The 14,684-nt window shown below is 52.2% G+C and carries 12 protein-coding genes; 9 read left to right on the forward strand and 3 right to left on the reverse strand.

Annotated elements, in window-relative coordinates; genetic code table 11:
• Window positions 1-27 precede the first annotated feature (27 nt).
• Entirely contained in the window at window positions 28-471 is a 444-nt protein-coding gene (locus tag CPA50_RS05470; protein ID WP_096781430.1) for an acyl-CoA thioesterase, read from the reverse strand.
• 874 nt (window positions 472-1,345) lie between these two features.
• Between CPA50_RS05470 and CPA50_RS05480 the strand changes: the two genes are divergently transcribed.
• The 7 genes from CPA50_RS05480 to CPA50_RS05510 all read left to right on the forward strand — a co-directional run bounded on the left by CPA50_RS05480 (window position 1,346) and on the right by CPA50_RS05510 (window position 10,065).
• Window positions 1,346-2,752 (forward strand): hypothetical protein, encoded by a 1,407-nt coding sequence (locus CPA50_RS05480; RefSeq protein WP_202971737.1) that lies wholly within the window; start codon window positions 1,346-1,348, stop codon window positions 2,750-2,752.
• 45 nt (window positions 2,753-2,797) lie between these two features.
• Window positions 2,798-4,423, forward strand: a complete 1,626-nt coding sequence (locus CPA50_RS05485) for an AMP-binding protein (protein ID WP_096781432.1) — start codon at window positions 2,798-2,800, stop codon at window positions 4,421-4,423.
• Window positions 4,424-4,730: 307 nt separating this feature from the next.
• Window positions 4,731-5,624, forward strand: a complete 894-nt coding sequence (locus tag CPA50_RS05490) for a hypothetical protein (protein WP_227519495.1) — start codon at window positions 4,731-4,733, stop codon at window positions 5,622-5,624.
• Between the two features lie 262 nt (window positions 5,625-5,886).
• Window positions 5,887-6,912 (forward strand): amino acid ABC transporter substrate-binding protein, encoded by a 1,026-nt coding sequence (locus tag CPA50_RS05495; protein ID WP_096781434.1) that lies wholly within the window; start codon window positions 5,887-5,889, stop codon window positions 6,910-6,912.
• 90 nt (window positions 6,913-7,002) lie between these two features.
• A complete protein-coding gene (locus CPA50_RS05500; protein ID WP_096781435.1) occupies window positions 7,003-8,190 on the forward strand; it encodes an amino acid ABC transporter permease in 1,188 nt (395 codons plus the stop codon).
• Window positions 8,190-9,275 carry an amino acid ABC transporter permease gene (locus tag CPA50_RS05505; protein WP_096781436.1) on the forward strand — a complete coding sequence of 362 codons (1,086 nt, stop codon included), beginning with the start codon at window positions 8,190-8,192 and terminating at the stop codon, window positions 9,273-9,275. The genes CPA50_RS05500 and CPA50_RS05505 overlap by 1 nt, the downstream gene beginning before the upstream one ends.
• 10 nt (window positions 9,276-9,285) lie before the next feature.
• Window positions 9,286-10,065: an amino acid ABC transporter ATP-binding protein gene (locus tag CPA50_RS05510; protein WP_096781437.1), complete on the forward strand. Its 780-nt coding sequence runs from the start codon at window positions 9,286-9,288 to the stop codon at window positions 10,063-10,065.
• A 123-nt stretch (window positions 10,066-10,188) separates the two neighbouring features.
• Here the strand turns inward: CPA50_RS05510 and CPA50_RS05515 are convergent, their stop codons facing one another.
• Together CPA50_RS05515 and CPA50_RS05520 are read right to left on the reverse strand one after the other, a co-directional pair.
• The gene (locus CPA50_RS05515; RefSeq protein WP_096781438.1) at window positions 10,189-10,914 is read right to left on the reverse strand and encodes a UDP-2,3-diacylglucosamine diphosphatase; all 726 of its coding nucleotides are present in this window, start codon (window positions 10,912-10,914) and stop codon (window positions 10,189-10,191) included.
• A complete protein-coding gene (locus CPA50_RS05520; protein ID WP_096781439.1) occupies window positions 10,911-11,420 on the reverse strand; it encodes a peptidylprolyl isomerase in 510 nt (169 codons plus the stop codon). The genes CPA50_RS05515 and CPA50_RS05520 overlap by 4 nt, the downstream gene beginning before the upstream one ends.
• Before the next feature lie 134 nt (window positions 11,421-11,554).
• Between CPA50_RS05520 and CPA50_RS05525 the strand changes: the two genes are divergently transcribed.
• Window positions 11,555-13,225: a glutamine--tRNA ligase/YqeY domain fusion protein gene (locus CPA50_RS05525; RefSeq protein WP_096781440.1), complete on the forward strand. Its 1,671-nt coding sequence runs from the start codon at window positions 11,555-11,557 to the stop codon at window positions 13,223-13,225.
• A gap of 16 nt (window positions 13,226-13,241) precedes the next feature.
• Window positions 13,242-14,630 (forward strand): cysteine--tRNA ligase, encoded by a 1,389-nt coding sequence (gene cysS, locus CPA50_RS05530; protein ID WP_096781441.1) that lies wholly within the window; start codon window positions 13,242-13,244, stop codon window positions 14,628-14,630.
• The last annotated feature ends 54 nt before the right edge of the window (window positions 14,631-14,684 follow it).

The raw sequence follows: 14,684 nt of genomic DNA on the forward strand, positions 1-14,684 counted from the left end.
GGCAACCGGGTACGGCAAAACCGTAACTTACAACCCGCTTGCCGCTTTCAGGTGAGAGAGGTTTTGCCGGGAAGCATCGGGTAAAGAAATCGGCTTCTGGGTGTTATTGTCAATGCAAACAATCACTGATTCAGCGGTTGCACAGCACACGCCGTTTTGAAAGATACCTTGATATAGCTGTATGGAGCTGTTGCCGACGCGTGTGACAGCTGATCCGATATCTACAGTCCCAGGCCAGTGAATTTCAGCGCGCAGCTGTATGTTGATGTTGACGATTACGAAGGAGGTGTCGGGAGTGACAAGTGGTGCTTCTGAATCGTAGATCAGTTCAACCCGACCCGTTTCAAGAAAGGTTGAAAATACTGCATTGTTAACATGACCCTGCCGATCTGTGTCTGCGTAGCGTAGTTTGTCATATGTACGAAACGGGAACTGATCCAGAGTCCAGTCTTTGGTCGCGCCAGCTGGCATTTCTGATTTCCTCTTTGTATTTGTAGGCTAACGGGAGACGAGCATTGCGCACGGCAGTGAGTATGTCAAATTCCCATTCCGAGCGATTATTCCCGGCCTGACCTGATACCAGCTCAAGCTGGCGCAGACAGTTCTGTGCGCGGTACTTCAGAAACCAGAGTATTCCCCAAACCGTGCTGGTCGACAGGGCTGGCGCTCTTTTTTCACTGCGCGGCCCAGCTCAGGTCCTTGTCGCTTTTGGCTAAGGCCAGGTGGATATACGGTTTAGTCGAGTAAAAATAATTGATTAAGTTTCAAAAAACCAAGTATACATACTTGGTTTTGGTCTATGCTGTTCTTTCCAAATAACAAAATCAAGGGGTTCGGCCTATGACAACTGAGCACGCGACTAAAAGGACGCTTACCAGCAGCTGTCACAGAAGGTCGTGATGAAGGCCAGTGGTTAAAAGTATTTTACGATGAAACCCGGGAAAAGGCCGGTCATAGCGGCATTGACCTACCGAGCTTTGAGGACTTCAACGCGAAGGGCTGGTTTGAAAACTCGATGCCGAAAGAACCTCAGATTCTGATGAAAGCCTTCCGTGAGGACCCTGTGGGCAACGCTCTTCGAACGCCCAGTGGGAAAATAGAGATTTTTCTGAGACTGTCGCGGGCTTTAGCTATGAAGAATGCCCGGGCTTTCCGTTCTGGAGATGCCTTCTCGCCGCCGGTAATCAGCAGTGAATGTCGGTGATACCTACAAAATAAGCAAGTAAATATACTTGTTTAACCAAGTAATAACCATTGATTATGTGAGTTGCAGGACCTAGTATTGAGCTGGGGGTAATTCCTCCCTTCGTAATTTTTAAATTCAGTTGGATGGAGAATAAAAACAATGTCCTTGAAAAAAAGACCAACGGGCGGTGAGCAGCCGTCGGCGTTAGGGGCGTTACACTTACGCGTCCCCTTCGTGCACTACAAAATTGAAATCCCGGATATTCTGCAGGGCGCAATTCTGTGCGTTGTTCCCTTGAGCATCACGGCTCTTATGACTTCCGTATTGGGTATTCCTTTCGAGATTGCGGTTGCCTTTGTGCTGCTGAACAACATGCTTTACCTGGTGCATACACACTTTGGTGATCCTACCGTTGCGGGCTGGATCACTGCAGGTATTCCTCTTTATATCGCATTCCTGATGGGCTACCCGGAGGGGGAGGCCAGAATACTGGCGCTCATTGCATTGCAGTTAACCGTCGCTGTGGTTTTCCTTGGATTGGGGGTCTTCAAAGGTGCCGACGCCCTGGTACGCAAGATGCCTATGTCACTCAAGTCGGGCATTCTTATCGGCGCAGGTATTTCTGCAGTGATGGGTGAGTTCGCTGCTGACGGCCGTGTCTGGACCATGCCTGTCACCATTCTGACCGGTGCGGTTCTCGGTTTCTTCATGCTGTTTTCTGAAACGGCGGGTCCGCTGCGTGCGCGTTACGGTTTCTTCCGCTTTGTAGCTCAGTACGGCATCGCCGTGCCCTTCCTGATCGCTTATGTGTTCGGCCTGCTTATTGGTGAGGTTGAGATGCCGGTCATTGAGTGGGGCTTCACTTCCATACCACTGGGTACGATCCTTCGGGAATACAGTGTGATCGGGTTGGGTATGCCGCCACTGCAATACTTTATTGATGCTATCCCGCTGGCGTTGGCTGCCTACATTATTGCATTCGGCGATATTCTGGTTATGGATTCACTGTTCAAAAATGCCGACAGTGTCCGTAAGGATGAAAAGCTGGTCTTCAGCCCGCGTCGTAACAGCATTATCGTAGGTATTCGTAATGCAATTCACGGCCTTTTTGCACCATTTATCAGTTTGTCTGGACCTGCCTGGACGGGTGGCCAGGCTCTGGTCATTAATCGTTATATGAATAACCCGCGCTCTGCCATGGATAGCTACTGGGGTGGTGCAACCAGTATTTACTGGGGCATGACCATTGCCATAGTACTGGTACCCGTGGTTACTCTGTTCAAACCAGGCCTCAATATTGGTATGGCATTGACTCTGCTGATTCAGGGTTACCTGTGTGGCTATCTGGCTATCGAAATGCTGGATCGCCAAACCAATCTTGAGCGGGGTGTCGCAATTATTGTGGGTTCTGTTCTCGCGGTTAAAGGCGCAGCCTGGGGGCTTGGTATTGGCTTGGTTCTGTGGCTTGTCCTGGAAAAGAACTGGTTTGCAGATGTCTACGTGGCGACACACCATAACGATGATGAGCCAGCAGCTGATGCTGAAACAGTAACTGAACGAAGTTAACGGCGGCTGAGCTTGTCAGACAGAACAAAAATGAGGTTAAACACAATGGAAAATATGTTTGAGCTTGGGCTCGATAAGGTAGAGGCGAACTATACGCCGCTGACGCCGGTCACATTTATTCAGCGGACAGCACTGGCGCATCCAACGCGCACAGCAGTTATCCACGGAAGCATCCGCCGGAATTGGGCTGAAACCTATGCACGGTGTCTGAAAATGGCATCAGCTCTGCGCAAACTCGGTGTTCGTAAAGGGGATACGGTTGCAGCTTTGTTGCCGAACATCCCTGAAATGCTGGAGTTGCATTTTGCGGTTCCGATGATCGGAGCCGTATTGAATGCCCAGAACACGCGGCTTGATTCGAAGACCATGACGTTCATGCTCAATCACGGGCGAGCCAAGGTGTTCTTTACCGATAAAGAATACAGCGACCGTTCCCGCGATGCCCTTGTTGGTTGTGATGCCAGGCCTATTGTCATTGACGTTGATGATCCCAACTTCGACGGCGGTGAGCTGATTGGCAAGATGACCTATGACGCTCTGCTGGCCACCGGCGATGATGATTTCCAATGGGATATGCCAGACGATGAGTGGCAGGCTATTGCCCTGAACTATACGTCAGGTACTACCGGCAACCCTAAAGGCGTTGTGTATCACCATCGCGGTGCCAATCTGAACGCCATGAGTAACGTCATTGGCTTCGGCCTGCCATCAGGTGCGGTCTATTTGTGGACTCTGCCGATGTTCCATTGTAACGGCTGGTGCTATCCCTGGGCGGTCACGGCTGTCGCTGGCACGCATGTGTGTCTGCGCTCGCCGCAACCGAAGGAGATATATGAAGCTCTGGCAGAGCATGGCGTGACTCATTTCTGTGCCGCGCCAGTTGTTCTGAACATGATGATTAATGCTCCGGACGAGCACAAAAAACCATTCAGTCAGCACGTCACGGCCGCAACCGGTGGCGCGGCGCCCCCGGCTGCCACGATTGAAGCAATGGAAGCAATGGGGGTGCAGGTGGTTCACCTGTATGGTTTGACGGAAACCTATGGTCCCAGCCTGATTTGTGAATTCCAGGATGAATGGAAGTCCATGGATGCCAAAAACAAGGCAGCAAAGATGGCTCGCCAGGGAATCCTGTCATTGTCCATGACGGACATGATGGTGGTCGACCCTGTAACTTCTGAGCCCGTACCTAAAAACGGTATGACGATTGGTGAGCTGTTTGTCCGTGGTAACTCTGTGATGAAGGGTTACCTCAATAACCCTGAAGAAACTACTAAAGCGTTTAGTGGTGGATGGTTTCATACCGGTGACCTGGGGGTGTGGCACAGCGATGGTTATGTGGAAATAAAAGATCGCTCTAAAGACATTATAATTTCCGGTGGAGAGAATATTTCGACCCTTGAAGTTGAAAGTACGCTTTATGATCATCCGGCTGTACTGGAAACTGCTGTTGTGGCGGCGCCCGATGATCACTGGGGTGAAGTTCCCTGTGCATTTATTACGCTGAAACCTGGCAATGAAGGCCTGACGGAGGCTGATATTGTGGCCCATTGCAAAGCGAATCTTGCCGGCTTCAAGGTGCCCAGGAAAATCCTCTTTGTGGATGATTTACCGAAGACATCGACCGGAAAATTGCAGAAGCATATGCTGAGGAATCAGCTTACGACGTAAGGAGTGAGCCTGTTTTGATGCAGTGAGCAAATTCCCCTGGCCGACGCCGGGGGTTTTTTGTATGGCAGGTATGAAATACATATGAGGATAGGGAGCAGGAAGCCCTTGACCGAGACCAAAATAAGTACGCTTTGGCACATTGAAGTGGGGAATGTTGTTGATCATAAACAGACAATGATATCTCATGATGTGCGTATGAATGCTGAATCGATCCGGGTGGGTCAACGTGCGCACATCCCCGGCTGGATCGGTCGGTAACCACAATCGACACTGTTGATGAGGTGATGCATTGTTTTACAGGATATTTTTGCTGATTTTTCTGGGGAGTACCCTGTTGGTTTCCGGGTGTTATTCCGGAAACGATTCCGGCAGCAGTGAAGCAGAACCCGGCAGTCCGGGCGAGACCTCCAGAGAGTCTCAAGAAACTGTCAGTGACATCTCCCTTGTCCTGAAGCCAGCGCAACTGGACTGGGTTGGCCAGAAAATATTTCAGAACGAATGTGCGGGCCAGTTTCAATGCCTTGTTCACTGGAACGATGGTGAAGCCTTTCCGTCTCTGGGTATTGGCCATTTTATCTGGTACCCGGCAGGGCTAGACGGACGGTTTGTAGAAAGTTTTCCCGCGCTCATTGAGTACATGAAACAGCGCCAGCTAAACATTCCGGTGTGGTTGAGAGAGCTGGAGCCGTTTGATGCCCCCTGGTCAGACAAGGAATCTTTTGAGGCTGTCGAAAACTCTGTCAGGGTCGCTGAATTACGGGAATTTCTGGCGGGAACCCAGGGCATACAAGCAGAATTTATTGTCCGAAGGGCCAGAACCTCACTCAGGCAGGTTGTTGAGTCGGTGCCTGAAGGCCGGCAGGAGCAATTGCAATTCGATCTGGAAGCTTTGAGCCGTACTCCAGGCGGAACCTATGCCCTGATGGATTACGTGAACTTCAAGGGAGAGGGCCTCTCAGGTGCCGAACGTTACAAAGGCGAGGGTTGGGGACTTCAGCAAGTACTTCTGACTATGGAGCCCAACCCGGAGATTACGACGTTGGAACGATTCCGGCTGGCTGCGGCAGAGGTTCTCACCCGAAGAGCCGACAACGCAGATAATCCTATTGAGAAAACCCGGTGGCTAAAGGGCTGGCTGAAACGCCTGGAAACCTATGTGGAACCCGACGAAATTATCAATTCTGCAGAAAAAATCCGCTAAATATTAGATACATTTCCGAACTCTGATCTACCTTGTAAGAACAGGCTCCTTCCTGTTGTCTCAAAATGGCGCATCGTTTGCGATGACGAGTGCCATTTTGGGGCCGGATCGCTGTTCAGGCGGCTCCGGAGTGGCAGTCGGAGCCTGGGGAGAAAAAATAATTTATAACAAACAATAACTTGCCCTGCGTGGCTCGTAATTTGCTGGATTGATTCCCCGGTAGTTATTACGAAGTAACCCGCAAACGTTCGGAGAAACGACAATGAAAGGTATGACATCACTAGCCCTTGGTATGACGCTTGTTGCCAGCGCGCTCACGACGACAAACGCTCTTGCCGCAACAACTCTGGAAAGCATAAAGGATAAAGGCCACCTCCAATGTGGTGTGACCAGCGGTCTTCCCGGGTTTTCCCAGCCGGATGAGAAGGGTGCCTGGACGGGAATTGATGTTGATACATGTCGCGCAGTAGCCGCAGCCGTTTTTGGCGATTCCAGGGCCGTTGAATTTACACCACTGACCGCCAAAGAGCGTTTCACTGCATTGCAGTCGGGCGAAATTGACATGTTGTCCAGAAACACGACCTGGACTCTTACAAGGGATACCTCGCTCGGGCTCAACTTCGCGGGTGTGAACTATTACGACGGCCAGGGATTCCTTGTTAACAAGGACATTGGTGTTGACGATGCAACGCAGCTTGATGGCGCCACTGTGTGTATTCAGGCGGGTACAACCACGGAGCTGAATCTTTCAGACTATTTCCGGACCAAGGGCATGGAGTTCAAGCCTATTGTGTTTGATACATCCGAGCAGACAGTCCAGGGCTTTGCCGCTGGCCGTTGTGATGTTCTCACATCTGATCGCTCCCAGCTCGCCGCTTTGCGGTCCAAACTCTCGGACCCGGATAGTGCAAAGATCCTGCCGAACACTATTTCAAAAGAGCCTCTTGGGCCTGTTGTACGTCAGGGTGATGACCAGTGGTTCAATATCGTCAAGTGGGTCTTGAACGTCCAGATCAACGCAGAGGAACTCGGCATTACTATGGCAAATGCTGATGACATGCTGAAGTCGGATAACCCGAATGTACAGCGCCTTTTGGGCACGGACGGCGACATGGGCGCCAAACTTGGTCTTCCGGATGACTTTGGTTATGCCATCGTGAAGCAGGTCGGTAATTACGCCGAAATGTACAACCGCAATGTGGGGCCTGACACGGCTCTTGGTCTTGAGCGCGGCATCAATGCTCTCTGGACAGATGGCGGCATTCTCTACGCACCGCCGGTACGCTAACGCCTGAAAGGCTGCGCTGGAGGTGTTTTTGTGATGCCTCCGGCGTTAACTCTGATGCTGTGTTTTACAGGGAAGCTTTTGGGATAGTGCATGAAAAAACAAATCGTTGATTCCAGACCCGCAGGGCCGAAGCCCTGGTACGATCCGCGGGTTCGAGCTCTATTTTTTCAGGTTGTTTCGCTGGCCGTGGTTTTCTGGGTTGGCTGGGTACTGATCGACAATACGCTCTCCAATATGCAGAGCCGGGGTATCAGTACTGGTTTCGGATTCCTTGGTGAATCTGCCGGCTTCGGCATCATTATGCATTTGGTGCCATACGACGCCACTATGTCGTACGGTCGAACCTTCTGGGTCGGCCTGACCAATACATTGCTTGTGTCGTCCATGGGTGTCGTTACAGCAACCATTCTTGGTTTTGTGATTGGTGTTGCACGTCTGTCCAGCAACTGGCTGGTAGCCAAAATTGCACTGCTGTATATAGAAATCATCCGGAATATTCCCCTTCTGCTACAGATATTTTTCTGGTATTTCGCGGTTCTTAGTAACCTTCCATCGCCCAGACAAAGCGTGGAGGTTGGCGGTGCACTGTTTTTGAATAACCGCGGCCTGTATCTGCCTGCGCCGATGACCCAGGACGGCTTTGGCCTGGTATGGGGGGCTGCACTGGTGGCTATTCTGGCCGCTGTAAGCATCCGGATATGGGCAAAGAAACGTCAGCTGGCGACCGGGCAGATCCTGCCGACCTTCAAGCTGAGTGCTGCGATTCTTATCCTGTTGCCGCTTGTGGCGTTTTTCGTGGCAGGACAGCCGCTGGAATGGGATTTGCCGGCGCTCAAGGGATTTAATTTCGGCGGCGGGATTACGCTGATTCCCGAGCTTGTGGCTTTGTGGATTGCGCTTTCCCTCTACACTGCGAGCTTTATCGCGGAGATCGTACGCTCGGGCATTTTGTCTGTGAGCCGGGGGCAGACTGAGGCGTCCAAAGCCCTGGGTCTGCCAAGCGGGCTGACGTTGAGGCTGGTGGTTATTCCTCAGGCCATGCGGGTAATCATTCCGCCTCTGACCAGCCAGTATCTCAACCTTGTGAAGAATTCCTCACTTGCAACCGCTATCGGCTACCCGGATCTGGTTGCTGTGTTTATGGGCACCACGTTGAATCAGACTGGCCAGGCAGTGGAGGTGGTGGCCATTACAATGGCTGTCTATCTCACCATCAGCTTGCTGATTTCACTGTTCATGAACCTGTATAACCGGGCCGTTGCGATCAAGGAGCGATGATGACTGAATCGATGATCAAACCCCCTAAAAGAAACCTCGGGCCAGTCAAGTGGATGCGGACGCATCTGTTTTCCAGCTGGTACAACTCCCTGCTGACTCTGGTGGTTGGCTACCTGCTGGTTACCAGTGTAGGGCCCTTGCTGAACTGGGTGATACTGGACGCCACTTTTCAGGGTAATGGTCCGGACGATTGTGTTGGGGCAGGTGCCTGCTGGCTGTTCGTTAAGCAGCGTCTGAATTTCTTCATATACGGATTCTACCCGGACGAACTCCAGTGGCGGGTCGATATCATGTTCGCCCTCTTGGCGGCCGCCTTTGTTCCCCAGTTTATCGAGCGTTTCCCTGGCCGGAAATGGCTCGGAATCTTCGGTATGACGGGGCTGCCGGTTATAGGCTACGTGTTGATCCCGGGCGGTGTTCCGGGGCTTGAAGAGGTGGGCAGCTCGAAGTGGGGCGGCCTGATGCTCACGCTCATCCTGGCCTACATCGGGATACTGGCATCTCTGCCTATCGGAGTTCTGCTTGCCCTCGGGCGCAGGTCGGATATGCCTATTATCCGGGGGTTATGCGTGGTGTTTATCGAAGTCTGGCGGGCAGTGCCGTTGATTACAGTACTGTTCATGGCGTCTGTGATGCTGCCTTTGTTTCTTCCCGATGGCGTGAGCTTCGAAAAACTGGTTCGGGCTTTGATCGGCATTACCTTGTGGCAGTCAGCCTATATGGCTGAAGTCATAAGAGGTGGCCTTCAGGCTATTCCCCGGGGGCAGTATGAGGCGGCTGATGCTCTGGGCCTGGGTTATTGGCGCAAGATGGGGCTGGTTATTCTGCCTCAGGCGCTGAAGCTGGTTATTCCCGGCATTGTGAATACATTTATATCACTGTTCAAGGACACCACACTGGTGTTGATTATTGGCCTTTTCGACATTCTTGGCGCGGTCCAGTCAACGATAGCGGACCCCGCCTGGCAGAACGTTGCGATAGAGGGGTATGTCTTTGTGGCCTTCTGTTTCTGGGTGTTCTGTTTTGGTATTTCCCGATACAGCCAGAACCTTGAACGAAAGCTTGATACTGGTCACAAAACCTGATGGTGAGACTATGACACAACACACCGAATCCAAGAATGTGCAGACTGAGAACAAGCCGGGCATCATTCGTGTGGAAGGCATGCACAAATGGTATGGCGACTTCCATGTTCTCAAAGACCTGAATCTGGCAATTGACCAGGGGGAGCGTATTGTAATCTGTGGCCCTTCCGGCTCCGGGAAATCCACGTTCATCCGCTGTATCAATCGCCTTGAAGAGCATCAGCAGGGCAGGATCATCGTTGATGACGTTGAGCTGACCGATGATGTCCGTCACATAGACAGCGTTCGCCGGGAAGTAGGAATGGTGTTTCAGCACTTTAATCTGTTTCCTCATCTCACTGTGCTGGAAAACTGCTGTCTGTCGCCAATATGGGTGCGCAAGGTGCCCCGGCGGGAAGCTGAGGCATCTGCCATGGAGTATCTTGAGCGGGTGAAAATTCCGGACCAGGCTAACAAGTTTCCGGGTCAGTTATCGGGCGGTCAGCAACAACGGGTAGCCATTGCCAGAGCTCTGTGCATGAAACCCAAAATCATGTTGTTTGATGAACCTACGTCGGCGCTTGACCCGGAAATGATAAAAGAAGTGCTGGATGTCATGATTGAGCTCGCTGGAAGCGGCATGACGATGATCTGCGTTACCCATGAAATGGGATTTGCCAAGACTGTAGCAGATAGGGTGATCTTCATGGATGCTGGAGAGATAGTAGAAGAGGCCCCGCCCAGCGAATTTTTCAGCAACCCCAGAGAAGCGCGCACCCAGCAATTCCTGCAGCAGATTCTGCAGCACTGACGAACCTGCACTCTTCCGGGGACTCTTACCGGGGCTCCGGAAGAATGTGCTGATCAATATCCATCTGCGGGGCGGGTATGCAAGGACAGGCTTTGGTCAGGTGCACTGGTCATGGCGGAAGTGTCAGAGCGGCGCCTTTTTCAGCTCGGGCTCTTGCCCGGGCTTCGCATACAGCCACCACAGGTTTTCATCCCAGTCTCCCAGAACAATCCGTTTTGCGGTTTTGCCGTTTACTTTCAGACTATGCTCAGCGGGCCGGTGTGTGTGGCCATGAATCAGTTGAGATACATTACTGGCTTCCATGACACGTACGACTTCCCCGGGCGTGACATCCATGATGTCCTCGGCTTTGTCACGATTCGTCGCCATGCTCATTTCCCTGAGTTGCCGGGCCATCTGCTGACGATCTTTGAGAGGGCGGGCCAGAATCAGTTTTTGTGTCTGTGGGTTACGCATGTTGGCGCGGAACTTCTGATACTGGACGTCAGCTGTACAAAGGCTGTCGCCGTGCATCAGCAGGGTAGGGGTGCCGTACAGATTGATCAGCGTGGGATCGTCCAGCAGCGTAGCACCGGCTCGCTTGCAAAAATCTTCGCCCAGTAAAAAATCCCGGTTGCCGTGCATCAGGAAGATCCTGGTGCCGTTTGTGCTCAGTGTGTGCAGTGCTGTGGCGATCTGATCCTGCAGAGGTGTTCGTTCATCGTCACCGATCCAGGCTTCAAAAAAATCACCAAGGATGTACAGCTGTTCTGCGCCGGGAGCTTCTTTCTCCAGAAAGCGAAGAAACGCCCCGGTAATGTCGGGGCGAGACTCTTCCAGGTGAAGATCGGAAATAAACAGCGTGGTCACGCTGCGCCTCCGTCCTCTATAACACTGGCTTTCACAATTACCACGTCTTCAAAGGGTACGTCCTGATGTCCTGCATTCATGGTTGTGCGTACAGCGCGTATAGCGTTGACCGTGTCCATGCCTTCTGCAACCTTGCCAAACACGCAGTAGCCCCAGCCTTCAGCATTTTTGGCGGTGTGATCCAGAAAACCATTGTTTTCCACATTGATGAAAAACTGCGCTGTGGCCGAGTGTGGATCCATGGTGCGAGCCATGGCGACAGTACCTTGCATGTTGCTCAGGCCGTTATCTGCCTCATTCTGAATGGGATCACGGGTTTTCCTTGCGGTCATGCCTGGCTCAAAGCCGCCGCCCTGAATCATGAAGTTGCTGATTACCCTGTGAAAAATAAGGCCATCGTAGAAACCGTCGCGAACATACTGTTCAAAGTTTTTTGCGGTTTCAGGGGCTTTTTCGTAATCCAGTTCGAGCTTGATGTCGCCGTGATTGGTTGTCAGCAGAATCATCAGGGGGTCCTGTTCGTTAGGTTGGAATCGGTTAAGCGGTTATTGTACGCAAGAGTTTCCGGTGATGCATGAGTCCAGATCTGATTTATGAGTATAATAGCCGGTTTACGACCCACTTTTTTAATAGAGATTGTATGAGCGCCGAGTCGAAGAAAGCCCATAACTTTATTCAGAGCCTGATTGAAGACGCCATCGCCAAAGGAGAGCAGACTGCCCCGGTGGTGACCCGTTTCCCGCCTGAGCCCAATGGTTACCTGCATGTCGGCCACGCCAAATCTATCTGCCTTAACTTTGGTATAGCTGAGACATTTTCCGGTGAGTGCAATCTGCGGTTTGACGACACCAATCCGGAGAAGGAAAGCCAGGAATACATTGATGCCATCAAAAAGGATGTCGAATGGCTGGGTTATACCTGGGCAGGAGACGTGCGTTATGCCTCCGATTATTTTGATGTCATCTATTACTTTGCAGAAGAGTTGATCGAGAAGGGCAAGGCATACGTGTGTGCGCTGTCCGCTGATCAGATGGCGGAATATCGTGGCAATCTTAAAGAGCCGGGAAAAGACAGCCCCTACCGTGACCGTCCTGTTGAGGAAAACCTTAAGCTTTTCCGCGATATGCGCGATGGTAAGTATCAAAATGGTGAGATGGTATTACGGGCCAGAATCGATATGGCGTCCCCTAACATGAATCTGCGGGACCCTATCCTTTATCGTATTCGTTACGCCGAGCATCACCAGACGGGCAATAAATGGTGCATTTACCCGATGTACGATTTCACTCACCCCATCTCGGATGCCATGGAGGGGGTCACCCACTCCCTGTGTACGCTTGAGTTTGAAGATCATCGCCCTCTGTATGACTGGGTGCTGGACAATATAACCGTCCCCTGTCATCCGCGGCAGATCGAGTTTGCCCGTCTCAATCTGAATTACACCATTACCAGCAAGCGCAAGCTCAAGCGGCTGGTGGACGAGCGTCTGGTCGATGGCTGGGATGACCCGCGCATGCCTACCATTTCAGGCATGCGTCGCCGTGGATACACCCCGGAATCCGTGCGCGCATTCTGTGACATGATTGGTGTGAACAAGGCCGGCGGCACTGTAGATATGGGCATGCTGGAATTCGCCATCCGCGAAGATCTTAACACCCGTGCTCCCCGCGCCATGTGTGTTATGAACCCGTTGAAAGTGACACTTACCAATTACCCTGCTGACAAAACGGAAACTCTGGTTTTGCCGGTCCATCCACAGAACCCTGACATGGGCCAGCGTGAAGTTACCTGGAGTCAGACCCTGTATATCGATCGGGAAGATTTTATCGAAGAGGTACCACGTAAGTGGAAACGTCTGGCGCCTGACCAGGCTGTTCGTCTGCGTGGCGGCTATGTGATGACATGCAAGGAAGTTGTTCGGGATGCCAGTGGCGAGATTGTGGAACTCCGTTGTGAATATGATCCGGCCACTCTGGGAGTCAACCCCGAAGGCTACAAGCCCAAGGGCGTTATTCACTGGGTTTCCGCGACCGACAGTGTCAGCTGTGATATCAATCTCTATGACCGCCTGTTTAACCATGAGTCACCGGACAGCGACAAGGACGGCGATCTGATCGACCACATTAATCCTCAGTCGCTTGCTGTTCTCAAGGATGCGAGGGTAGAGCGAAGCCTGGCGAAGCCTCAAACCGATCTGCCTTATCAGTTTGAGCGGGAAGGGTATTTTTTCTGCGATCAGGAGCTGACCGCCGCAGCCGGCAAGCCGGTATTCAATCGCACCGTTACCTTGAGGGATTCCTGGGGTAAGTAATCGGGAGGCCAGAGCTTTGATCAGAATTTACAATACGCTTACTCAGCAGAAAGAAATCTTCACGCCTATCGAGCCGGGAAAGGTTCGTATGTACGTGTGCGGGATGACGGTTTACGACTACTGCCATCTAGGCCACGCCCGGGTACTGGTGGCGTTTGATGTAGTAACCCGTTACCTGCGCAATCGTGGCTACGACGTGACTTACGTGCGTAATATCACCGATATCGACGACAAGATACTCCGACGGGCTGAGGAAAACGGTGAGCCCTATACTGAGCTTACAGAGCGCATGATCGCTGCCATGCATGAAGATGAGGCCCGTCTTGGGGTTCTTTCTCCCAGTGCAGAGCCGCGGGCGACGGATTACATTGCTGACATTATCGCCATGATAAATACGCTGGTTGAGTCGGAGCATGCCTACGCTGCCGGTAACGGAGACGTGTATTTTTCCGTTGAGTCGTTTAAGGACTACGGCAAACTCAGCAAGAAAAAACTGGAAGATCTGCTGGCGGGGGCGCGCATTGATGTACAGGAAGCCAAGCGCAGCCCTGCTGATTTTGCGTTGTGGAAGGCCGCCGGTGAAGGCGAAGTGAGCTGGCCTTCGCCCTGGGGGAATGGCCGCCCGGGCTGGCATATTGAATGTTCCGCCATGTCGAACCATTGCCTGGGCGATACGTTCGATATTCATGGTGGCGGGCCGGATCTTCTGTTCCCTCACCACGAGAATGAAATTGCACAGTCTGAGTGTGCGACAGGCCACAGGTTCGTAAATACCTGGATGCATGCGGGTGCGATTCGCGTGAACAAGGAAAAGATGTCCAAGTCTTTGGGCAACTTTTTCACAATACGGGAGATTCTTGAAACCTACCCGCCTGAGGTGGTGCGTTTCTTTCTGGTCTCCAGCCACTACCGTAGCCAGGTGGATTACTCCGAAGATAACCTTGCGGAAGCCGGGCGATCACTGGCGAGGCTTTATCATGCTTTGCGCGGTATTGAACCAGCGAATTCCAGCGATGTGCCTGAGACGGATCACGACCGGCGTTTTGTGGAGTTGATGGATGATGACTTCAACTGCGCAGGTGCAATTTCGGTACTGCATGCATTAGCCAACGATATCAATCAGCACCGTCGTGAGGGCCGGGATGAAGACGCGCAGAAGGCTGCGGCTGTCATGATCCGGCTTGGTGATGTGCTCGGCCTGTTACAGCAGGATCCGGATGCTTTTTTTCAGGCAGATGCCGGCGGCGAACTGACCGCTGCGGATATTGAAGCCAAAATTCAGGCTCGTGCTGATGCCCGTAAGGCCAGAGACTTTGCCGGCGCTGATCGCATCCGGGAAGAGTTGTTGGAGCAGGGCGTCATACTGGATGATTCACGGGAAGGAACGAGCTGGCGGCGCAGCTGACGCTGTTACCAAGGTCGTGTTGTATTCGGGTATATGACGTTATACGGAATTTCC

It is taken from the genome of Marinobacter sp. ANT_B65, assembly GCF_002407605.1.
Classification (GTDB): domain Bacteria; phylum Pseudomonadota; class Gammaproteobacteria; order Pseudomonadales; family Oleiphilaceae; genus Marinobacter.